The organism is Mesorhizobium sp. B2-4-12 (genome assembly GCF_006441575.1).
GTDB lineage: Bacteria > Pseudomonadota > Alphaproteobacteria > Rhizobiales > Rhizobiaceae > Mesorhizobium.
Genome location: NZ_VFVC01000036.1, coordinates 32477 through 53863, shown reverse-complemented (window position 1 = coordinate 53863; position 21387 = coordinate 32477). Strand labels below are relative to the sequence as shown.

The following is a 21387-nucleotide window of genomic DNA, read 5'->3' as shown; positions in this document are numbered from 1 at the left end:
ACATACAGTTTGCAGGTAAACGCAAATAACATACAGGCTGTATGTATGCAACAGGAATCCGGACGCCGCTCCAACCGCGACCGCACCGAAGCGACACGCGGCGATCTCATCGCGGCGGCGCGAAGGCTGTTTACGGAAAAATCCTATGCCGAGACCGGCACGCCGGAGATCGTCGCCGCCGCCGGTGTGACGCGCGGCGCGCTCTATCATCACTTCGCCGACAAACAGGCGCTGTTTGCCGCCGTGGTCGAGCAGGAGGCGCAGGCGGTGGCCGAGGAGATCGACCGGGCATCACCGTCCTCGCTCAGCGCCCGCGATGCGTTGATCGCGGGTTCGGATGCCTATCTCGCCGCCATGCGCGTGTCCGGCCGCACACGGCTCTTGCTGCTTGACGGGCCGGCCGTGCTCGGCCGTGCCGAGATGGATGCGATCGACGACCGTCACGGCAGCCGTTCGCTGCGCGAAGGCCTGGTCGCGGCAATGCGCGAGCGATCCATGAAGACGCTGCCGGTGGAGGCGCTTACCGCCCTGCTCGCCTCGGCCTTTGACCGGGCGGCTCTCGCCATCGAGGCGGGTGGATCCGACAAGGACTACCGGGTCGTCCTTCTGGCGCTGATCGACGGTCTGTCCCGGGCCTGACGGGAAACAACCTCCCTTAATGGGAAGGTCGGACCGCAGGTCCGGGTGGGTGCTGGCCCCGACACGGCGAGATGTCGCGCTTCCGTCAAAGAAGACGAACCTCAACTCTGCGCGTTGCCAATCTCGGGCTCATCCTCCGGCACCTCGCCCGGCTCGAATTCGTTGAAGCAGCCCAGCTGTCGCTTGAACTGGTCGATCAGCCAGGCCGCCGCCGGCTTCGGGCTGCGGTCGACGCGATGCATGGCATAAAGCGGCGAACTCACCTCCCTGTAGGGTTCGAGATCGAGCTCAACCAGCCGGCCATTGGCCAGATCCTCGGCGATCAGCCATCGCGGCAGACCGCCCCAGCCCAGCCCCGCGCGCATCAGCGTGTGCTTGGTGCGCATGTCAGTCAGGCGCCAGGTGCGGTAGGCGAAGACACCGTAGTCGCGCCCCTTGGTGCGCTCGGACTGGTCGATGACGACGAGTTGCGTGTGTTCGCGCACATCCTCGAGCGCCACCGGCTTCGGCAGCAGCGCCAGCGGATGGTTGGGTGCCGCGGCCGGCACCATGGACATGAAGCCGATGCGCACGAGATGCACGTCGACGTCGCCCAGAAGACCGCCGATGCCGAGATCGGCCTGTCCATTGACGACGTAGTCGGGAATAAGGCCGAGCGAGCCGATATGCAGGCGCAGCATCACCGCGGGGAACTGCGCCTCGAACGCCTTGAGCACCCGCACCAGCACCGGAGACGGCAACGCCACGTCGACCGACAACGCCACCTCGGCCTCCAGCCCGTGATGGTGCCCGTCTACCCGGGAGCGAATGCGCTGCAGCATGCCGATCATGCGCCTTGCATCCTCCAGCGTCGCCCGGCCGATCTCGGTCAGTTGTGGCTCACGCGTGCCCTCGCGTTCGAACAGCTTCAGCCCAAGCTGCGCCTCGAGATTGGCGATGCCGTAGCTGATGACGGATTGCGCCCGGTTGAGCTTGCGGCCGGCAGCCGAGAAACTCCCGGTTTCGGCAACGGCGACAAGGATCTGAAGCTGGTCGAGCGTCGGGTTGGGCTGCATCATCGTATCCATTTTATGGATGGATCGTATATGAAATATACCAGTTTATTTGATTGGTTGATAGCCCCATATCTGGCGGGACAATTCATCCCACTGGAGAAACCCGCTATGTCCATTCTTCTCGTTACCTCAAGCCCGCGCGGCGCCGCCTCGCACTCGACCCGCATCGCCACCGAATTCGCGGAAAAGCTGCTTGCCGCGGATCCGTCGAACACGCTCGTCGTGCGCGACCTCGTCGCCAACCCGCTGCCGCACATCGACGCCGACTATTCGACCGGCATCTACACGCCGGCCGAAGCCCGCACCCCGCGCCAGGCTGAAGTCGTCGGCGTTTCCGACGCGGCGCTGGACGAACTGTTCGCCGCAGACACGGTGATCCTGGCCACTGGCTTCATCAACTTCAACATCTCCTCGACGCTGAAGTCCTGGGTCGACCACGTCGCCCGTTCCGGCAAGAGCTTTGCCTATGGCGAGAATGGTCCCAAGGGCCTCGTCACCGGCAAGAAGGTCTATATCGTGCTGGCTTCCGGCGGCATCTATTCCGAAGGTGCTGCCGTGCAGATGGACCACGCGATCCCCTACCTGCGCTCCGTGCTCGGCTTCATCGGCATGACCAATGTCGACGTCATCCGCATCGAAGGCGTCGGCATGGGCCCTGACGCGGTGACCGCTGCTCTCGCCAAGGCGACCGCCAAGGTCGACGCGGTGGTGGCCGCCAGCCAGCAGGTCGCCGCGGCTGCGTAAGGCACCTCGCCATCTGAACCGAAAAACAGGCGTTCGCGCCTGCTTTTTCGCCGTCCAATAACGGCCTTGCTGCTTGCCGATGCCCCGGCAGCGCGAAAACAGTAAGCGACCGCGCTCTTAGGATATGGCAACCTTGACCATTCACCTTGGTTCACAAATAATCACAGTGAACCAGGGTGAATCGCAACTATGACCGCTTTTACAGTACGCCTTTCCGACGACACGACAAACAGGCTCGACCGGCTTGCCGAAAAGCTCGATCGCTCGCGCTCCTATATGGCAGCCCAGGCCATTGAGGACTTTGTAGCTCGCCAGGAATGGCAGCTCGCGGAGATAGAGGCGGGATTGGCCGAGGCCGAGCGCGGTGAATTTGCCAACGAGCAAGAGTTGGCCGCCGTGATTGCGAAATACGTCAAACCCACCGGCTGACGATGAGCCGCAGGACAATCCGCTGGACCAAGCGGTCCTTACGCCGGCTTGACGAAATCGGCGCGCACATTGAAAAGGACAGCCCCGAAGCGGCCGCTCGTGTCATTGCGCGCATCTTGTCGGCGGCGGAGCTGCTCGCCGAGCAGCCGGCCATGGGGCGCGTTGGGCGTATCAAATCGACGCGAGAACTCGTTTTGGTCGATATTCCCTATATCGTCCCTTATCGCGTAGGTAGAGATACCGTTGAGATACTGACAGTCCTACACGCCGCCCAACAGTGGCCGCAGACCCTGTGAACTAGCTAATGCTGGCCGAGGGAACTGAAATCTGAGCGATGACGGCCTCGCGTGAGTCGCGCGAGGCCGTCATCGCTTCGGCGAACTGTCGTCGTCCACCGTCCAGCGACTGCGGCCCGGCGGCGGGCTGGAGCAGGCGGTGGCCACCAGCAAGGCCTCCTCCTTGCCGGAAAGCTGCGCGCCTCCCGGAGCGCGGCTCCTCGCTGAGCGCTGCCTCCAGTGCCGTCAATCAGATTGGTTTATTACGGTGAACGGCGATTGCTATCTACAGCCGCGCCAATTGTGTTGTGGTCAACAGCCCGCCTCGGCTTGACCGCCGGGCAGCTCGCCCGACGGTCGGTATCCATTACCGATCGGCGCTTCAGCGTGCCACATAGACGATGCGGCGCGTCGATGGCTCAACCAGCACCGGGCGGTTGTTCACATAGACATATCGGTACCGGTAGTTCGGGATCTTCTGTAGGGCCACCGTGTCAGGCAGGGTCGCGCCGGTCACAACCTTGCCTTGAAGGTAAACAGGCTTGACCCGATGCGCGCTGATGTAAGTGCGCACCTGTTCCGGCGGATTGATCACGGTGCCGGCTGCACCGCCGCCGACGACCCCAGCCGCGCCGCCCACAGCAGCGCCAACTGGTCCTCCAATGATAGCGCCGGCGATTGCTCCGGTAGCGCCGCCGGCGATGGCTCCGGCATTACCGCCTTGATCGCGAGGAGGTTTCACAACCGCGATGCCGGAATCGGCCGGCCGCTCGGTTAAGACCACCCGATTGCCGCCGAATTCTGCGGTGACGTAGTCGGAATAGACCCAGCCTTGACCACCGGCCTCGGCGATGGTGCACCATTTCGAGTTTTGCAGGCAGCCGTTCAGTGTGGCCGTCTGGCCCGCCCGCAGCACGCCGATGACCGGATACTGCGAGCCCGGCCCAGCTCGAACGTTAAGGTTGGTAGCGGCGGATACGGGAGTGTCGGCAAAAGCTGCGCCAGACAGGGCAACAAGCGCGCCTGTTATAACGGGTAACAAAAGCCTTTTCATCGTTCTCTCTCCGTTTCATGGTTCCCTCAGAGCCAAAACGAGGAAGAACCGTGTGCGTTCCGGCTAAAATTCCGTGCGTTTTTCATTAATTGTTCCCGTTTCTCGCGAACTTGGTGGATAGGCCGAGAGAGATGCTGCTAGTTTTCCGCGTGGCTGAAGACAACAGCGCCGCTGTCCCTGGACTTCGACGCATGGGCACTGGAAAACGACCACTTTTACAGGCGCATTGCGCCTGACGGGCATGACTGCGCCGATGGTCCTCGACGGACCGATGACGGGGGAATGGTTCACCGCTTATGCCAAGCAGGTACTGGCGCCTACGCTTCGAACTGGTGACATCGTCACCCTCGACAACCTGCCCGCTCACAAAGTCACCGCCGCCCGCCAAACGATCGAAGCGGCCGGCGCGCGAATGCTCTTCCTGCCACCTTATAGCCCCGACCTTAACCCGATCGAAAATGCCTTCTCGAAGCTGAAGTCGATCCTCAGGAAAGCCGCCGCCCGCAACATCCCCGAGCTCTGGGACACTATCCGCGACGCGCTGCCCCGCTTCACCGCCGAGGAATGCACCAACTACTTCAGCGCCGCAGGTTACGAGCCAGAGTGATCAGGTCTGCTCAAACCGGCAGCTGCCTTTCTATCCAATGAAATGCCTCAGCAGCCCCGCCGCCACCACTCCGATCAACACGGTCGGCAGCATGGAGAGCCGCGTCGCGGCGACCAAGGTGATGGCCAGCGCCAGGAGATCGGCCGGATTTCGTGACACAAAGGCTGGTGCGATGACCGAAATCAGCACGCAGCCGGGTGCTGCCTCCATCACCGCCGTGGCACGGGCGCCGAGCACGCGGTTGCGCAGCACGACATAGCCGCCAATCCGCGTGAGATAGGTGACGCCGGCCATCAGCACGATGGTGAGAAGGGTCGTCATGTCGATCATGCATCAACGGCCATCAGCCAGGCGGCAATCAGCCCCGACACCGCGCCCGCCGCGACATACCAGGCGCCGGGAATGAAGAGATAGACAAGTGCGGCCACTACGAGGCTCACCAGCCAGGGCCGCGCCGCTTTCATACCCTTCCACATGCCGCGCATCAGCACCAGGAAGACGGCCGGGAAAGCCATGTCGAAGCCGTAGGTCTCGATATGGTCAAGCATCGGACCGAGCAAGGCGCCGAGCGTGGTGAAGGCCACCCAGGTCACATACATCGCCAGCGCCGCGCCCATATAGTAGCGCGGGCTGAAGGCCGGCCTGATCCCGGCGGCGGCACGTTGCTTGGCGTCGGCCAGGCACAGCGCCCAGCTTTCGTCGCACATGAAGAACAACGCCGGGAACACCTCGCGCCGCGGCAGGTCGCGCAGGAACGGCGCCAGGGCCGCTCCCATCAGCAGGTGGCGGCTGTTGACCAGGAAGGTGATGGCGACGATGAGCAGGATGTGCGGCGGCGACGTCCACAACTGGATCGCCGCGAATTCCGATCCGCCGGCGAAATTCAGCCCCGTCATCATGGACAACTCGACCGTGCTCAATCCTTTCTGGGTGGCCTGGGCACCAAGCACCAGCGCATAGGGGATGGTGCCCAACAGCACAGGCGCGCAGGATGCAACGCCCCGGCGGAGTTCCGATCCCGAGCCATCGCCCGCTGTTTCGATTGTCTGCGAAATGCTCATGCCTTGCCACCGGCCGGCCTCGCGGCCGCCGCTTCCCTGGGTTTGAACTCTCGTGATACCGGCGCCAAACATACCCACACTTCTGCGCAATTTGGTCGCGAAGATCGTTGTTTCTCACCCGATTTCGGCATTGAATGCTGCAAACCAGAAAGAAAATGGAATTCAACGCCATGAAGCTTGACGACATCGACAAACGCATCCTGCGCGCGTTGCAGCGAGACGGCCGCATGGCCAACAACGACCTGGCCAATGAGGTCGGCCTGTCGCCCTCGCCTTGCCTGCGCCGCGTAAAACTCCTGGAGGAAGCCGGCGTCATCGATCGCTATGTCGCCGTGCTCAACCCGGCCAGCATCGGCAAGGGCCTCACCTTCTTCACCCGCATCTGGCTGAAGGCGCAGGACGAGGACACGATCGAGCATTTCGCCACCGAGGTGGCCAGGCTGCCCCAGGTCATGGAATGCTATCTGATGCTGGGCGACTGCGACGCCATGGTGCGCGTGGTGGCGGCCAGCATCGACGACTACCGCCGCTTCCAGTCGGAGCATCTGAGCCGCATCAGGGGCGTCCAGAACGTCAAGACCGACGTCCCCAGCCAGACGATCAAATACACGCTGGAACTGCCGATCTGACGAGCGCTTGCAAGAGCAGCCCCGAGCGGCCGAGATTGTAGGACGGATCGAGTGCCAGGTTGAGGAATGCGGTGGCATGACGCCACCGCCTGGCCTGTCGCTACGCGGACTTGAGAACCGGAAATGCGCGTTTCTGGATGGCCCGCTTTGCCTGGAAATTCGCTGCCGGAATGGGGCGACCAACATGAAAGCCCTGGACCTTGTCTATGCCGTATTCGCGCATGAGGCCCATCTGCTGTTCGGTTTCCACCCCTTCGACCAGGATCTTGTGGCCGCGATTTCGGACCAGGGCGATGATGTCCTGCAGCATGGCCATGCCCTTGGGCGTGGCGCAGTCGTGAAGGAACGAACGATCGATCTTCACCGTATCGAAATCGATCAGACGAAGCCACGAAAGGCCGGCGAAACCGGTCCCGAAATCATCAAGCCATATCTTGATGCCCAACAGCTTCAGGTCGCTGATGCACCGCAGGATGTCCGAGTGCATCTCCATTTCCAGCCCTTCGGTGATTTCGAAGGCCAGCCTGTTGCCGGTTACGCCGGTCTCGCCCAGGATGGTCGCGACCGATGCAGCGAAGCCGGGCGTTTTGAGCTGGATCGGCGAGACGTTGACGCTGACGACACGGACGTGATCGCCAGCCAGAAGCTCGGTGCACACGGTCCTTATTGCCCAGCGCCCGAGTTCCAGGATCGCGCCAGTGCGTTCCGCGACGGGAATGAACAGGCTCGGCGGAACCAGGGTGCCGTCCAGCATTTTGAGGCGCATCAGCGCCTCCACGGCCTCGAGCCTTCCCGATTTGACATCCTGGATAGGTTGATAGACGAGCGAAACCAGATCCTGGCCGATCGCGATCTTCAGCAAAGCCGCAAGATTCTCGCTCTCGTCGCTGCTCTGGGGATCGGTTGGATCGAACAGCCGGGCACAGTTTCGGCCGCTGGCCTTTGCCAGATAGAGCGCGCGATCCGCCTCGTGGATGATCTTCTCCAGCTTGGCGCCGGACTGCTTCCTGGTGAAGGCAGCGCCAACGCTCGCCGTCACGATCGAAATACCGTCCCGCCGCAGTTCGTGGGTAAGCGCCAAGTTCTCCACCGTGCGGCAAATGGCTTCCGCGAGATCCGCGACCTGGTCCTTCTTGTCCATGCGCGCCAGGACGATGAATTCTTCACCGCCATAGCGCCCGATCGAACCATCATAGCCCTTGATCAGATCGCTGAGGGCGTTGGCGACATGGATCAGGCAACAGTCGCCCTCCTGATGGCCGTAGCAGTCGTTGAACTTCTTGAAGAAGTCCACGTCGATCAGGATCGCAGCAAAACCTGCGCCAAGCTTCTGCCAGTCGCTCCAGTAGTCCCGCAGCTTCTCGTCGATCGCCCGCCGGTTCTCCAGACCTGTAAGCGGATCCGTCCGCGACAGCCTGAGCAGCGCCTTGCCGCGCTCGGTGGCCTCCCTGTGCTGAATTTTGGCTTCCAGGGCATTCAGGAAGACGTTGTAACGCTCTTCGTTCAGCTTCCAGTTCACATATGAGGTGAACGTGAAGCATGAAATATAGAAAATAGCTAATATTAGCTTGTACGTCGGAGTAGAAGGAACGAAATAATTAACAATGAACAGTAGGAACAATATTATAGCGGAAGTTACAATAGACAGCTTAAATCGAAATGTAAAGAAAAGGTTTGCGCCCATCATGAAAATGGTGCCGAAGACCATATAATAAGAAACGCTCTCTTTCTCTGCGGACAAAATCGTTGGACATAACCAACCAAGGTAGCCAAATATAATGGCCGCAGCGCAAGTTACATCAAGCCATTCTGCTCCGACTCCCCGGCGAAGCTGCGCCTCCAAGGTCAAAAGTGCTGCCAATCCGACCGCAAAGCGCGCCTCGATCGTGTAGGCTGCCACGTCTGGAATGAGCAGCAGATCCATTGCCGAAAACAGCAGATAGATGGCAACGGCGATCCAAAGCCCTGGCCTGGCTTCCACTCTTCGCGTTGCTTCAGCTTCCTTGCGGTAAAGGATACGAAGTTCGGCCGCCCCCAACTCTTGGCGCGGATCGTGCGGTTCCGAATCCACCGCATCGGCCACTCGGGATGACACGCGCTCATTCACAAATCCCGGCTGAAGGGGATTTCGCGATCCGAATTCTTTTGCAGCTTCTGCCCCCAACGCAGACCGACTCCTTGGGTGCGACATGTTTTGCCCGCGCAGTCAAATGCAATGATGCAGGACAAGTTTCCGTTAACTCGAACCCGGAATCGCTCCTTAAAAACCCCAAAGAATTGACATGGTTAGCGGGAAATTAATCATATCGATAGAATGCTCGCGAGCCGACATTGGCAAATGGAGCATTCTACGCAATAAGTTAACTAACTGTTAACTATGGAGCATCCGTGTGCAAACTGTCTTTGACGGCAAAAGCCTGATTACTGCCGAGCTGATTGCCGACGGGCTACCTCGAGGAAAGATCGAGCATTACGGCGAAGCTTTCGAAACCGCTCGCGCCGAGCTTGCACTCATACTCCACGCGACACAGCAGCAGATCGAACAACACAAGGACCCCGCCGAGATCATTCGTCGTCTGACGTCGTACCTCAGCGCGACGCGCTCCAAGGTTCATCGCGACGTTTGGCAAGCGTTGATACCGGTGGTGCAGAACCACCCAGTCGTGAAATATTTCCTCGAGGATCCGCTTACGCGCTGGTCCTTCACCAAGCCCAGAGGTTATTCAGGCGACGCGCAGTTGCTCGACTACATCTATTGCGATCCGCATGTGGCCGAAAGCGTGGCGAACGCCTCGGAGATCGGCAAGGCACTCTACAACCATACCAAGGACGTGCCCTCCTCCATCGCAGCACGGGAACGGCGCGATCTTTTGACGCGCTATGTCGATGAGATTGCAGACAAAAATGGGCCGCAAACGGAGGTTCTCGCGATCGCGGCCGGCCATTTGCGGGAGGCCAATCGCTCGGCTGCCCTGGCCGAAGGCCGCCTCAAGCGCTGGGTCGCGCTCGATCAGGACCCCCAGAGCGTCGGACTGATTGCGCGCGACTTCCAGGGCACCGCCGTCGAGGCTATCGACGGTTCGGTGCGAACCCTGCTCACCAGGGGCCACAAGTTGGGCAAGTTCGACTTCATCTACGCCTCCGGCCTTTATGACTATCTCCAGCACAACGTCGCGGTGAAGCTCACCAAGACCTGCCTGCAGATGCTGAAGCCGAACGGGACATTCCTGTTCGCGAACTACGCCGAAGGCGCTTCCGGCGCGGGGTATTGGGAGACGTTCATGGACTGGGTTCTGCTGCTGCGCACGGAAACCGATATGTGGAACATCATCAATGCCAGCGTCGACCGCAACACGGTCGATGCGCAGGTGTACTTTGGCGAGAACCGCAACGTGCTGTATGGCGTCATCAAGAAGCGCGGATAACAGGAAGCACGCGCAAAAGGGGGCCTTGCGGCTGAGCTCGAATTGGCCTTGTCGACGCGCAAGGCTTCCGACGGTTCGTAGAAGGCGCCGGTCGGTTTGGGACCGGAAAGAAACTCGCGTCCACCTGGGCGATCCTGTTGGCGCTGAACTTGATGCAGCACGATCCCGCTCCCGGATTCCTGGCCGTGGGCTCCTCGTGGCGGAGCTTGGCGATCAGAGCACGGGTCGCGATACATGGACCCCGAGTAAGAACGCGAGCCCTGCATGTGTCTGCCACAACAGGAACCGCGGATTCGTGGCCCGGCCTCCCCAGGCGAAGACGATCGTGCTTGGCGACGAGAGCGGGGCCATAGCCGCGACCGGCCACACCTATTTCCCGCACAACACGCACAGCCCGTTCCGGCACCATGTCTGGATCGGCTTGCTCGCCGTTGCCGACTCCTGGCGCGGCAAGGGCCTCGGCCGCCTGCTCAATGGGCTGCTCGTCGATTACGCCTTCGGCGAGCTCGGCGCGCATGCCGTCTACGAGATGGTCGCGCCCTCGAACGAGATATCCCGGCGCATGGTCCAAGGCAGCGGCTTGCGGCTGGCGCCCGAGCTTCGCTGCGGGGTTGCCGTGCCGGCAAATACCTCAAGGTTCACGCGCTGAGCTGAATGAGGCGTCGAGGAGTTCGACAGCTCAGGAATCCTGAAGACGTACCCGGCGATGCCGAACGCCGACTAGGAAATGGTGGAGCGCCAAATGATCGCCGCGTGGCCCGAAGCTGCAGTCCGCTTTCGGGCCAAGCCGGTCGTCACCAGGCAAGTGCGAGAATGACTCCTACCGACACGGCATAGACAATCGTCGCCTCGGCCCGCCCCGCCTACCCAAACATCCGATCGCCCTGTTCATCCACCAGCTGGATACCCTTCTTGATGGAGCTGTCGACGGCGTCGTCGAGCCACACCGTCGACCTCGTTTGAGGAGCAGGTCTGGTACTGACCGTTGGCCTGGTAGGGCGTGCCGCCGATGGTGAAACCCTGGACCGCAATGACCGGCATATCGAAGGAGCGCCAGCAACTGGCCGACAGCGACTTGCTGCTGGAGGCCGCTGTCGCACCTTTGCCGATGCGCGGCGGCGAGGATTTGGTGCGGCAGCTGTTCGAACCTTTGGGCTGGACCGTCGATCTGACACCGATCGAAAATGTCGGCTCTGATGCAAACGGCTCACGCTACTGCCACCTGAAATTGTCTGGCTCAGCCAAGCTAGGCAACCTGCTCAACCACCTCTATGTTCTCATTCCGGTGATGGACGACGCCAAGCATTATTGGGTTGGCGAGGCTGAAGTCGACAAATTGCTTTCCAGTGGCGAAGGCTGGCTGGAAAACCATCCCGCCAAGAACCTGATCGTGCGCCGATACCTGCGCAACCGCGCAGTGCTGACCCGCGCCGCCCTCGAACGATTGGCTCCCGAGACGGCCAGCGAGGCGCTGCCCCCCGAAGCCCGCGTCACGCCCGAGGAGGCCCTCGAGGCGCCGGTCCGGCTGAACGACCTGCGCCTGGATGCGGTGGTGGACGCCATCAGGGCGAGCGGCGGAACTGTCATCGCGGATCTGGGATGCGGCGAGGGCAAGCTGCTTTACCGGCTGGTTCGAGAACGATGGGTCCACAAGCTGTTCGGACTGGATCCCGCGGTCCGCGAACTGGAATGGGCCGCCAAGCGTCTCAAACTGAACGAATTCGGCGGACCGCCCGAAGGCCGGGTGACGCTGCTGCACGGGTCACTGACTTACCGGGACAGCCGCTGGGCCGAAGCCGAAGTCGCCGTATTGGTCGAGGTCATCGAGCATGTCGACGAGGACAGATTGCCGTTGATCGAGCGGATCGTCTTTGGCGAGACCGCGCCCAGGACTGTGATCGTGACTACCCCAAACGCAGATTACAACGCGCTCTTTCCCAAATTGGAAGTCGGCGCCTTTCGCCACCCGGATCACCGGTTCGAATGGGGCCGCGCCGAGTTCCAGGCCTGGGCAGCCAAGATCGGCCAGGCGTATGATTACACCGCCGCCATCAGCGGCATCGGTGCCGAGGACCCCGTCCTCGGCTCTCCCACGCAGATGGCGGTGTTCACACGATGAGAGCGCCCGACAAGACCGATCTCGGCATTCCGGACTTCGCCCTCGTCGTGCTGATCGGCTCGACCGGATCGGGCAAGACGAGCTTTGCCGCCAAGCATTTTCTCCCGACCGAGGTCGTCTCGTCGGACCGCTGCCGCGCCCTTGTTTCCGACGACGAGACCAATCAGGACGTTTCGACGGACGCGTTCGAGTTGATGCGCGAGATTGTCGGCAAGCGGCTCAAGCACCGCAAGCTGGCTGTCATCGACGCGACCAACGTGCGCGCCGCTGACCGCAAGGCGTGGATCGAATTGGCGCGCAAGTGGCACGCCTTGCCGGTCGCCGTCGTTATCGACCCTGGTGTCGACGTCTGCGTTGCGCGCAACGCGTCTCGGCCGGACCGGCCCTTCGGGGCCAGCGTCGCCCACCGCATGACGGGCGAAATCCGCAAGGGTCTCGGCGGCTTACAGCGAGAAGGGTTTCGCCAGGTATGGACGTTCGCCAGCGAGGCCAGCATCGACGCCGCCAAGGTGTCGCGCCAACCGCTGTGGACCGACAAGCGCGACGACGCCGGCCCATTCGACCTCATAGGCGATGTGCATGGTTGCGCCGAAGAACTTCAAGCCTTGCTCGGTCAACTCGGATACAGTCTTGCCTGGTCGCAGGATCGGGGCGAGAGAAACGTCACCGTCACTCCGCCGCAGGGTCGCAAGATCGTGTTTGTCGGCGATCTTGTCGACCGCGGTCCCAACTCGCCCGACGTGTTGCGGATTGCCATGAGCATGGTCGCGGCCGGGACCGCCTACTGTGTCCAGGGCAATCATGAACGCAAACTTGGCCGTTGGCTGGAAGGCCGCAAGGTCACCGTTGGCCACGGCCTTCAAGAAACCATCGACCAGTTGGACACCCAGGATCGAGGCCTCCGAGAGGCTTTGCCGGCCTTCCTCGGCGGCCTGCGCAGCCATGTGTGGCTGGACGGGGGACGCTTGGCCGTCGCCCATGCCGGTCTCAAGGAAGAGATGATTGGACGCGGTTCGGGCGCCGTGCGCGAATTCGCCCTCTATGGCGAGACGACAGGCGAAATCGACGAATTTGGCCTGCCGGTCCGCGCCGACTGGGCCACGGCCTATCGCGGCAAGACGACAGTGGTTTATGGGCACACGCCGATGCTGTCGGTCGAGTGGGTCAACAACACGATATGCATCGACACCGGCTGCGTGTTCGGCGGCAAGCTGACCGCCCTTCGCTGGCCGGAACGCGAACTTGTCGAAGTCCCAGCAATCCAAACCTGGGCCGAACCGGTGCGCCCGCTAGGCGCGTCAAGTCCAGACAAGTCAGCCCAGGCCGATGCCGACGGTGTGCTCGATTATCAGGACGTTTCTGGCCGCCGTTGGATCGAAACCGAGCTGAAAGGCCGGATTGTGGTGGCCGAGGAGAATGCGTCGGCCGCGCTGGAGGTGATGAGCCGCTTTGCGCTGGCGCCACAATGGCTGGTTTACCTGCCGCCGACCATGTCGCCACCCGAGACAAGCAGCCAGAGCGATTGGCTCGAACGCCCCGAAGAAGCTTTCGCGTACTTCCGCGAGCGTGGCGTCGCTCAGGTCGTGTGCGAGGAAAAGCACATGGGTTCGCGGGCAATAATAGCGATGTGTCGCAATACAGAGACGGCGCGTGGCCGCTTTGGCGTCTCAAGTGATGAAAGAGGCGCAATCTGGACCCGGACCGGGCGCGCCTTTTTCAGTGACGCCGCCATGATGGAAGCCCTCCTCGACCGCCTTGGTTCCAGCATCGACGCAGCGGGTCTGTGGGAAGAATTGCAAAGCGACTGGCTGCTGCTGGACGCCGAAATCATGCCCTGGTCGGCCAAGGCAAGCAGTCTGATCGAGAGCCAGTATGCGCCCGTGGCGACCGCGTCCACAGCCGGTTTGCAGGTAAGCCGCGAGGCTTTGGCTCGGGCAACCGCACGCGGCGTCGACGTGACAGCTCTTCGCGCGCGATTTGATGACAGAGCTGGCCGTGCGGCCAAATACGCGACCGCCTGGGCGCCCTATGCGTGGCCGGTTTCTGGAGTGGATGACCTGCGGGTCGCGCCATTCCACCTGCTCGCCAGCGAAGGGCGCGTTTGGTTCGACCGCGACCATATTTGGCACATGAAGCTGGCGGACCGCTTGGCCAACGATCAAAGCGTGATCACGCGAACGCGCTGGCGCACGGTTGATCTGATTGACACCACTGCGTGCACGGAGGCCATTGCCTGGTGGGAAATGCTGACCGACTCTGGCGGCGAAGGCATGGTGGTCAAGCCATGCGACTTCGTCAGCCGGGGAAAAAAGGGGCTGATCCAGCCGGCGCTGAAGGTGCGCGGCCGGGAATATCTGCGCATCATCTATGGTGCCGAGTACGACGCGCCGGACAATCTTGCGCGCCTGCGGGAGCGGAGCCTGAACGGCAAGCGCAGCCTAGCGCTCAACGAGTTCGCTCTCGGCCACGAGGGGCTGAAACGGTTTGTCGCCAGGGAGCCGCTTCGCAGGATTCACGAATGTGTTTTCGCCGTGCTGGCATTGGAGAGCGAGCCGATCGATCCCCGGCTTTGACGATCCCTACCCGAACATCCGATCGCCCTGTTCATCCACCAGCTGGATGCCCTTCTTGATGGAGATGTCGACAGCGTCGTCGAGGCCGGCGAAGCGATCGGCGCGGATGAATTTGTGTTCCTTCATCACGCCGTCGATTTCCTTGGAGACGACGCCGCAGGTCTGGTACTGGCCCTCGGCCTTGTAGGGCGTGGCGCTGATCAGGAAACCCTTGTGCTCGACCTGCTTGGCGGGTGCGGCACTTCTGGGCTCGGCCGCTTCACCGCCGCCGCCGAAAAGACGCTTCAGAAAAGACATGGCTCAAATCTCCTTGTTCGCCCCTGCAAACCGCTTCTTGTTGGCGATTCACGACGCTGTTGGCCCAGCATGCGCGAATGTACCGCCGCGTTCCAGCCCCCTGATGAAGACGGTCACCAGGAGTTCCACCTGCCGCTCGATCTCGTCCGCCTGCCGTCGGACGGATCTCGCAGCGTAGCCGCTGGTGACGATGCCGTGCACGCTTGACCACAATGTGCGCGCCGCCACCCGGCGCGTTTCGTCGTCGAGATCGAAGTCGCCGCCGGCGAGCACAGCGGCGATGATGTCGAACAGCTGGTCGAGCCGCGCTTCATAGGCATCCGGCTCGGCCAGCGTCGGGCGGCGCCTGTTGAAGGCGAGCAGCGCCGGCCAACTGCCGGGATGCGCCTCGACAAAGCGCATATAGGCGCCGGCCAGCGCCAGCAGGCGCTGCCGCACGTCGGAGATGCCGCGCTTGGTGAGGTCGGCCATCGCCGCCGCCCCCGCGGCGCCCAGGCGGTCGAGCAGCCGCATGTTGACGGCACGATGCACCCCCTCGAGATCGGCAAACAGATTATAGACCGAACCGACCGAGATGCCCGCCTGCTCGGCGATGGTCCTCGCCTTCAGATTGTCCACGCCGCCCTCGTTGATGAGCGTCTCGGCAATGGCCAGCACCCGCTCGCCCGTCTCTTCCTTGTCCAGTGCCATGCTTTTTCCTGTGAATGCGCATCCTTGCCGGACGGAACGCTGTTGCGAACGATCCGGCTTCCTCTCGTTTACCATCTCCGAGGCATCATGAACAGTGTTCAAAAATAGCTTGAACAATGTTCATTTCCTGTTATGTTTGACTTTGTGAACATTGTTCACAGGAAAATTCGAAGGGAGAAAGAACCATGCTTAGCCTGATCAGAACCTTGCTCGACGGCGCCAGCGCGCGCGCCGAGGACAGCCTGAAGGATCGCTTTGCCATCGACCTTCTGGCGCAACGCATCCGCGACGCCGAGGCGGGGCTTGCCGCCGCCAAGCAGACCCTTGCCACCTTGATCGTGCGCCAGCGCGCCGAGCAGGCCGGCCTCGACCAGCTCGACCGCCGCCACGCCGATCTGGAAACTCGCACGCTGAGCGCGCTGGCCGCCGGCAACACCGGGTTGGCCGAAAGCGCTGCCGCGGCCATCGCCGAGCTGGAAAATGAACGCGAAATCCGCCGCGCAACCGTGCAGAGCCTTGGCGAAAAGACCTTGCGGATGCGCGTTTCGGTGGAGCGGGCGCATCGCCGTATCATCGACCTCAACCAGGGCATGATCTCGGCCCGCGCCATCGATGCCGAGCGCAGGGCGCAGTCACGCCTCGTCAGGTCGATCGGCCATTCGGCGAGCCTCAACGAAGCAGAGGAACTTCTGGCTCGCATCAAGGGAGCCAGCGACCCGTTCGAGGAGGCCGGCATTCTCGACGAGATCGACGGCGAATTGCGTCACGAGGCGATCCGCGACCGCCTTGCCGATGCCGGGCATGGTCCGGCGGTGAAGGTGCGCGCCAAGGACGTGCTCGAACGGCTGAAGACGATCAACTGAAACCGCTTCCCCGGTCCTGACTTCCATCAAACCAACTCTCGTCAAAGCAACGGAGAACTCCAATGAACGCCAATCAGACCTATATCATGTTCAACACCATCTCGGTCGGCGCCGCCTATTTCATGCTCGGCCTGTCGCTGTGGCTGGCGCCCGTCGACCTGTCGACCAAGGGCTACTGGGCCATGGGCATCCTGCTGCTCACCGGCAGCCTGGTGAACCTTGTGAAGTATCGCACCGACGAGCGCATCTCGGCCGAGACCACTGCCAAGATCGAGAAGGCGCGCAACGAAAAGCTGATCAGCGAATATGTCGGCAAGGAATGACGCCGGCATGCCCCGGCGCAGAAAAGCCCGGGCCTCCCCGGCTTTTGGTATCCGCCGCTTCCACCTCCCCCTTGTGGGGAGGTCGGACCGCAGGTCCGGGTGGGGGTACTGGCGCCGGCTTAGCAGAACGTAGGTTCCTCGCCCCCGCAAGGCGGGGGAGAGGTGGCCGCGAAGCGGTCGGAGAGGGGCTGCGGCGCTGGCGATTTCACTCTGAATCCATCCAGGGGCCGCGCCATCCCCCTCTCCGTCTCGGCTTCGCCGAGTCACCTCTCCCCATTTCATGGGGAGAGGAACCCAAGCCTTTGCATGCCAGGCACCCTCGCCTTACTTGCGCGACAAGGCTTCCAGCGCCTCGGCCGCGGCTTCGAGGATGCTCATGGCCTCGGCCTGCTTTTCGGCCGGGGCATCGATGATGTCGCTCAGCGCGGCGCGCAGCCGGTGGCGAATGGCGCGGAACTCGTCGCGCGCCTCCGAACGGCCCCCGCGACGATCCTCGCTATCGTCATTCCAGCCGAACCATTCCCGGGCCTTGGCCATCTTGCGGCCGAAGCGTTCGAGGTGTTCGAGCACGCTGTCGATCATCTCACGATTGTCGGCGAGATGCGCCTGCCCGGCCTCGGTGATGGAGAACACCTTCTTGTTGCCTTCGCTTGACGAGACGGCATAGCCGGCCTCTTCCAGGAAGGTCAGCGTCGGGTAGACCACGCCCGGACTCGGGCTGTAGATGCCGCTGGTGCGCTCTTCCAGCGCCTTGATGATGTCGTAGCCATGGCGCGGCGCCTCGGCCAGCAGCGACAGCGTGATCAGCTTGAGATCGCCATCAGCCAGCATGCGCCCGGCGCGGAATATGTCGCCCGGGCCGCGTCCGCCGCCGCCCCGGCCTCCGAACGAACCGAAACCGCCGCCGCGGCCGCCGAACTTGCCGGCCATGTGCATGAACATGCGCTCGCCGAAATGGCCGCGCCCGAAATCTTTGTGCATGGATTGCTCCTTGAGTTCTATCTTGCGATATATCTTAATTAGGCGCACACCTGCGCCGAGTCAAGATATATCTTACGATGTATCTGAATGCCGCGGCTGAGGAGCTTTTGCTGCGGGCCTCGTGGCAGTCGGTTCACTCGTCTGGCTGGGCCGCGAATTGGCTTCCCGGCGCGAGCAGCGCTTCACGAAGACGTGCTGGCATGGGGAGAATTCCAAGAAACAAACGACCTGACGCCGGCGAACCCTTGGGCGGGCAATGCAACGAGGTCGTGCCATGCCATCAGGAACAGACAAGGTCGCGCTGGTGCTCGCGGGCGGCGGCAGTTTCGGCGCGGTACAGGTCGGCATGCTGAAGGCGCTGGTCGCCGCGGGCGTGACCGCCGATTTCGTCGTCGGCTCCAGCGTCGGCGCCATCAACGGCGCCTACTACGCCGCCGCCGGCACAATGGAGACCGTCGCGCGGCTGGAGGCCCTGTGGCGGGGCATCACCCGCAACGACGTGTTTCCCGTCAGTTGGCGGTCGATGCTGGGCTTTGCGGCTCGGCGCGATTTTCTGTCCGCCTCGCACGGCATCCGCAATCTGATCGAGCGCAACCTGCCCTATCGCGACCTCGAGGAGGCGCCGATCCCGATCCACATCATCGCGACCGATCTCTTCTCCGGTGACGCGGTGGTGATCTCGAAAGGTAATGCGGCCGAGGCGATCGCCGCCTCAAGCGCCATTCCGGTTGCGTTCGCGCCGGTGCGGGTCGGCGAGCGGTTCTTGATCGACGGCGCGGTGACCTCGAATACACCAGTCGGTGTTGCGATCAGCCTCGGCGCGCGCCGGCTGATCGTGCTGCCAACCGGCTTCGCCTGCAATCTGCGCGCGCCGCCGCAAGGCGCGGTTGCCAACGGCCTGCATGCCTTGACACTGTTGATCGCCCGGCAATTGGTGCGCGAACTCGACACCATGCCGGCCGAGATCGACTACGCGATTGTCCCCTCGCTCTGCCCGCTGGTGGGCTCGCCCTACGATTTCACCCGCACTGGCGCGCTGATCGACGACGCCGAAAAATCGACCCGGGCATGGATAGAGGCGGGCGGACTGTTTGAACGCGTCATCCCGAACCAGATGCGGCCGCACCGCCATCATTGATTTCACCCGATTTCACAGCAGGACGCTACCACCGCCCCTTGCGCCGGTTCCAGGCATAGAGCAGGTCGGCGAAGCGATCATAAGCAAAGCGGGTCAGCGGCAAGGCGATCGGATTGCCGAGCAATCCAGCCAGCCAGCCCTCGCCAGGTGTCATCGCCCACACTGCAATCGCAACGTCGGCGCCGACCAGCAACCGGCCTTGCGCATCGGTGGCATGCAGCCGCCGGCGGATGTCCTCCAGCGAGGCGCCATGTCCGGCAAACGCCGCCGGCTCGAGGTTGATGTCGCGAAACTCGATCCGTCCGGCCTTGACCGCTTCGATCAGCCGCCGCTTCTGCCTGCCGATGCCCGCATCGCAGACCGGACAATGTGTGTTGTACCAGACAGTCAGCAAAGGCATGATCCTGTCAGGGCTCACTTGCCGCGCATCGCCGTCTTCGGCCCGACGCGTTTGTTGTCGCGAAACAGCGCCCGCTCCCCACACAGGCGTCCGTTGGGCAGGCGGCAAAATCCATATTCATTGCCGGCCTTGTCCTTCCTCATCGCCAGGCGCCCGCCGACCCCGCCGCAATGGACGGAGGCCGGATTGGCCATGCCGACCGGCTTTTGCACGGCAGCGCCAACGTCGATCGGCACTAAGGACAATGCGGCCAGGCCGGCAGCCGATATCTTCATCGCGATCCCCCTGGCCGCACGCTGTCACGGCGAAGCGCCTTGTCTTGCGGCAAGGCGTCGCCAATGACCATCGACTTCGAGAACCTGCCGATGGATTCATCCGAGCGAGGAGATGATCTCGCGGTAAGCAAATTCCGGGAAGGCCTTGAGCGTGCGCGTCTTGACGCTGCCGCCCGAGCCCAGCATCAGCGCGAAACGGGCGAGCACCGCATCGTCAGGCGCTTCGACCACCGACACCATGTCGAATTCGCCCATGGTCAGGTAGAACGACTTGAACGATCCACCCATCTCGCCGAGCTGCTTCTTGGCGGCGTCCAGCCGCTTGGGCGAGTCGCGCACATTTTTCGCGCCCTGCTCGGTCCAGTTCATCAGCACGATGTAAGTCGTCATGGCACACCTCTCTCCGGGCCACGGAGCACGGCATTGAGACCGCTAGAACGACGGCCTCGACCGGGGCGGGCTTCCGGGGTTGTCGCCCAGAAAATGCATCCGTCGCCAGATTATCCTCCCGCTGCCAGCGTCCCGCAAGCACTACCGCGCCGGCACCGTATTGCCGGGTGGGCGCGATCCTCGTGCCAGCCGACACAAGGGCGCTGGCATGGCGACGGCCACAAATCAGTCGGCGGCGATCAAGCAAAGCCGGTTTAAAAACCCGCCTGATTGCGGCAGTCTCCGCCGTGGCCGTCGGACACGGCAAACACCGGCCAACATCCGAGGCCCAGTCCAGTCGCAGGAGAGCTTCATGCGCGAAACAACAGACCTGCCGCCGGAACGGATCGAAATTCCCGCCGCGTGGACCGGCGAGGACATGGCGAAGCATCCTGAACGATGGCTGGTCGAACTGGACCCGAAGGACGTCGCGGAGCTGGAAGCCGCCGCAACCGGCTTTCTTGCCGGTTCGCACGATATCGGCGGCCTGACCAAGGCTGATTTCCCCTTGCCCCGGCTTGCTGGCCATCTTGCCGCCCTTCGCGAAAAACTGATCGCCGGCATAGGGTTCGAGGTGCTTCGCGGTCTCCCGGTCGAAGGATACTCCGCGCAAATGGCGGCAACGATCTTCTGCGGAGTTGGCGCCCATCTGGGAAGCGCTCGGTCCCAGAACGCCCAGGGCCATATACTCGGTCATGTCCGCGACATAGGCGCCGACGCGAAGGACGCCACGACACGCATCTACCAGACCTCGGAGCGCCAGACGTTCCACACCGACTCCGCCGATGTCGTCGGCCTGCTCTGCCTGCAAGATGCCATGCAAGGCGGCGAGTCCCTGCTGGTAAGCACGGTAACGATCTACAACGAGATGCGCAAAAGGCGACCTGATCTGGTCCGGCTGCTGTTTGATCCGATTGCCACCGACCGGCGCGGCGAGATACCGGAAGGGCAAAAGCCCTACTTCGAAATCCCGGTCCTCAACTGGCATGCGGGGCTGCTGACCGGAATCTATCAGCGCCAGTACATCGACAGCGCGCAGCGCTTCCCGGATGCCATGCGGCTGAGTGCTGCGCATGTCGAAGCATTGGATCTCTTCGACAGCCTTGCCAATGACCCGAAGCTGAACCTGTCGATGCGGTTACGGCCCGGCGACATGCAGTTCGTCTACAATCATTCGCTGCTTCACGACCGCATGGGTTTTCGGGATTGGCCGGATCCGGACAAGCGGCGCCATATGCTGCGCCTGTGGCTGTCAGTGCCCGGCGACCGCCCGCTGCCCGATTGCTTCAGGCAGCGTTATGGCTCAATCGAGATCGGCGACCGGGGCGGCATCGTCGTCAAGGGGACGCGGCTGAACGTGCCCCTGTAGAAGCAAACCCGC

General features: G+C 62.5%; 24 protein-coding genes and 2 pseudogenes. 14 read left to right on the top strand and 12 right to left on the bottom strand.

Annotated elements, in window-relative coordinates:
• Nucleotides 1-45 precede the first annotated feature (45 nt).
• Nucleotides 46-639: a TetR/AcrR family transcriptional regulator gene (locus FJ934_RS20390; protein ID WP_140611725.1), complete on the top strand. Its 594-nt coding sequence runs from the start codon at nucleotides 46-48 to the stop codon at nucleotides 637-639.
• A 101-nt stretch (nucleotides 640-740) separates the two neighbouring features.
• Here the strand turns inward: FJ934_RS20390 and FJ934_RS20385 are convergent, their stop codons facing one another.
• Nucleotides 741-1694: a LysR family transcriptional regulator gene (locus FJ934_RS20385; RefSeq protein ID WP_140611751.1), complete on the bottom strand. Its 954-nt coding sequence runs from the start codon at nucleotides 1692-1694 to the stop codon at nucleotides 741-743.
• 108 nt (nucleotides 1695-1802) lie between these two features.
• Between FJ934_RS20385 and FJ934_RS20380 the strand changes: the two genes are divergently transcribed.
• From FJ934_RS20380 to FJ934_RS20370, 3 genes are all read left to right on the top strand, one after another.
• Nucleotides 1803-2438, top strand: a complete 636-nt coding sequence (locus FJ934_RS20380; RefSeq protein WP_140611723.1) for an FMN-dependent NADH-azoreductase — start codon at nucleotides 1803-1805, stop codon at nucleotides 2436-2438.
• Between the two features lie 189 nt (nucleotides 2439-2627).
• Complete coding sequence (locus tag FJ934_RS20375; RefSeq protein WP_140611721.1) at nucleotides 2628-2867, top strand: CopG family ribbon-helix-helix protein; 240 nt, start codon at nucleotides 2628-2630, stop codon at nucleotides 2865-2867.
• A 2-nt stretch (nucleotides 2868-2869) separates the two neighbouring features.
• Nucleotides 2870-3163, top strand: coding sequence for a type II toxin-antitoxin system RelE/ParE family toxin (locus FJ934_RS20370; RefSeq protein WP_140611719.1), 294 nt, complete (start codon nucleotides 2870-2872; stop codon nucleotides 3161-3163).
• Between the two features lie 96 nt (nucleotides 3164-3259).
• Here FJ934_RS20370 and FJ934_RS20365 read toward each other — a convergent pair.
• Both FJ934_RS20365 and FJ934_RS20360 read right to left on the bottom strand, forming a co-directional pair.
• Nucleotides 3260-3383, bottom strand: a pseudogene (locus tag FJ934_RS20365) (IS630 family transposase); the annotation flags it as partial.
• A gap of 141 nt (nucleotides 3384-3524) precedes the next feature.
• Nucleotides 3525-4196, bottom strand: a complete 672-nt coding sequence (locus FJ934_RS20360; RefSeq protein WP_140611717.1) for a DUF1236 domain-containing protein — start codon at nucleotides 4194-4196, stop codon at nucleotides 3525-3527.
• A gap of 178 nt (nucleotides 4197-4374) precedes the next feature.
• On the opposite strand from FJ934_RS20360, the pseudogene FJ934_RS20355 reads away from it, so the two are divergent.
• A pseudogene (locus FJ934_RS20355) lies at nucleotides 4375-4803 on the top strand (IS630 family transposase); the annotation flags it as partial.
• Nucleotides 4804-4833: 30 nt separating this feature from the next.
• Here FJ934_RS20355 and FJ934_RS20350 read toward each other — a convergent pair.
• Both FJ934_RS20350 and FJ934_RS20345 read right to left on the bottom strand, forming a co-directional pair.
• Complete coding sequence (locus FJ934_RS20350; protein ID WP_140611713.1) at nucleotides 4834-5133, bottom strand: AzlD family protein; 300 nt, start codon at nucleotides 5131-5133, stop codon at nucleotides 4834-4836.
• Nucleotides 5130-5864: an AzlC family ABC transporter permease gene (locus tag FJ934_RS20345; RefSeq protein WP_140611711.1), complete on the bottom strand. Its 735-nt coding sequence runs from the start codon at nucleotides 5862-5864 to the stop codon at nucleotides 5130-5132. Before FJ934_RS20345 ends, FJ934_RS20350 begins: the two co-directional genes overlap by 4 nt.
• A 170-nt stretch (nucleotides 5865-6034) precedes the next feature.
• On the opposite strand from FJ934_RS20345, the gene FJ934_RS20340 reads away from it, so the two are divergent.
• Nucleotides 6035-6493: an Lrp/AsnC family transcriptional regulator gene (locus FJ934_RS20340; RefSeq protein WP_140611709.1), complete on the top strand. Its 459-nt coding sequence runs from the start codon at nucleotides 6035-6037 to the stop codon at nucleotides 6491-6493.
• 100 nt (nucleotides 6494-6593) lie between these two features.
• Here the strand turns inward: FJ934_RS20340 and FJ934_RS20335 are convergent, their stop codons facing one another.
• A complete protein-coding gene (locus FJ934_RS20335; RefSeq protein WP_246671575.1) occupies nucleotides 6594-8657 on the bottom strand; it encodes an EAL domain-containing protein in 2064 nt (687 codons plus the stop codon).
• A gap of 226 nt (nucleotides 8658-8883) precedes the next feature.
• On the opposite strand from FJ934_RS20335, the gene FJ934_RS20330 reads away from it, so the two are divergent.
• The 4 genes from FJ934_RS20330 (at nucleotide 8884) to FJ934_RS20310 (ending at nucleotide 14610) form a co-directional block, all read left to right on the top strand.
• Nucleotides 8884-9918, top strand: a complete 1035-nt coding sequence (locus FJ934_RS20330) for a class I SAM-dependent methyltransferase (RefSeq protein ID WP_140611707.1) — start codon at nucleotides 8884-8886, stop codon at nucleotides 9916-9918.
• 295 nt (nucleotides 9919-10213) lie between these two features.
• Nucleotides 10214-10567: a GNAT family N-acetyltransferase gene (locus FJ934_RS20320; protein WP_181165697.1), complete on the top strand. Its 354-nt coding sequence runs from the start codon at nucleotides 10214-10216 to the stop codon at nucleotides 10565-10567.
• A 381-nt stretch (nucleotides 10568-10948) separates the two neighbouring features.
• Nucleotides 10949-12037, top strand: a complete 1089-nt coding sequence (locus FJ934_RS20315) for a 3' terminal RNA ribose 2'-O-methyltransferase Hen1 (protein WP_246671574.1) — start codon at nucleotides 10949-10951, stop codon at nucleotides 12035-12037.
• A complete protein-coding gene (locus tag FJ934_RS20310) occupies nucleotides 12034-14610 on the top strand; it encodes a polynucleotide kinase-phosphatase (RefSeq protein WP_140611703.1) in 2577 nt (858 codons plus the stop codon). The genes FJ934_RS20315 and FJ934_RS20310 overlap by 4 nt, the downstream gene beginning before the upstream one ends.
• A 6-nt stretch (nucleotides 14611-14616) precedes the next feature.
• On the opposite strand, the gene FJ934_RS20305 is transcribed toward FJ934_RS20310, so the two are convergent.
• Nucleotides 14617-14907, bottom strand: a complete 291-nt coding sequence (locus FJ934_RS20305) for an HlyU family transcriptional regulator (RefSeq protein ID WP_140611702.1) — start codon at nucleotides 14905-14907, stop codon at nucleotides 14617-14619.
• Nucleotides 14908-14955: 48 nt separating this feature from the next.
• Nucleotides 14956-15597, bottom strand: a complete 642-nt coding sequence (locus FJ934_RS20300; RefSeq protein WP_140611700.1) for a TetR/AcrR family transcriptional regulator — start codon at nucleotides 15595-15597, stop codon at nucleotides 14956-14958.
• 185 nt (nucleotides 15598-15782) lie between these two features.
• Between FJ934_RS20300 and FJ934_RS20295 the strand changes: the two genes are divergently transcribed.
• Entirely contained in the window at nucleotides 15783-16460 is a 678-nt protein-coding gene (locus FJ934_RS20295) for a PspA/IM30 family protein (protein ID WP_140611698.1), read from the top strand.
• 62 nt (nucleotides 16461-16522) lie between these two features.
• Nucleotides 16523-16783, top strand: coding sequence for a YiaA/YiaB family inner membrane protein (locus FJ934_RS20290; RefSeq protein ID WP_023770145.1), 261 nt, complete (start codon nucleotides 16523-16525; stop codon nucleotides 16781-16783).
• Between the two features lie 324 nt (nucleotides 16784-17107).
• On the opposite strand, the gene FJ934_RS20285 is transcribed toward FJ934_RS20290, so the two are convergent.
• Nucleotides 17108-17764: a PadR family transcriptional regulator gene (locus tag FJ934_RS20285; RefSeq protein WP_140611696.1), complete on the bottom strand. Its 657-nt coding sequence runs from the start codon at nucleotides 17762-17764 to the stop codon at nucleotides 17108-17110.
• Nucleotides 17765-18038: 274 nt separating this feature from the next.
• On the opposite strand from FJ934_RS20285, the gene FJ934_RS20280 reads away from it, so the two are divergent.
• The gene (locus tag FJ934_RS20280; RefSeq protein ID WP_140611694.1) at nucleotides 18039-18902 is read left to right on the top strand and encodes a patatin-like phospholipase family protein; all 864 of its coding nucleotides are present in this window, start codon (nucleotides 18039-18041) and stop codon (nucleotides 18900-18902) included.
• A 25-nt stretch (nucleotides 18903-18927) separates the two neighbouring features.
• Here FJ934_RS20280 and FJ934_RS20275 read toward each other — a convergent pair whose 3' ends face one another.
• From FJ934_RS20275 to FJ934_RS20265, 3 genes are all read right to left on the bottom strand, one after another.
• Nucleotides 18928-19296: a DCC1-like thiol-disulfide oxidoreductase family protein gene (locus tag FJ934_RS20275; RefSeq protein WP_140611747.1), complete on the bottom strand. Its 369-nt coding sequence runs from the start codon at nucleotides 19294-19296 to the stop codon at nucleotides 18928-18930.
• 20 nt (nucleotides 19297-19316) lie between these two features.
• Nucleotides 19317-19577: a DUF333 domain-containing protein gene (locus tag FJ934_RS20270; RefSeq protein WP_140611692.1), complete on the bottom strand. Its 261-nt coding sequence runs from the start codon at nucleotides 19575-19577 to the stop codon at nucleotides 19317-19319.
• A gap of 96 nt (nucleotides 19578-19673) precedes the next feature.
• Nucleotides 19674-19967, bottom strand: coding sequence for a GYD domain-containing protein (locus FJ934_RS20265; RefSeq protein ID WP_140611690.1), 294 nt, complete (start codon nucleotides 19965-19967; stop codon nucleotides 19674-19676).
• A gap of 352 nt (nucleotides 19968-20319) precedes the next feature.
• Here FJ934_RS20265 and FJ934_RS20260 point away from each other — a divergent pair, with 352 nt between their 5' ends.
• On the top strand, nucleotides 20320-21375 hold the full coding sequence (locus FJ934_RS20260; protein WP_140611688.1) for a TauD/TfdA family dioxygenase: 1056 nt from the start codon (nucleotides 20320-20322) through the stop codon (nucleotides 21373-21375).
• Nucleotides 21376-21387: the final 12 nt, after the last annotated feature.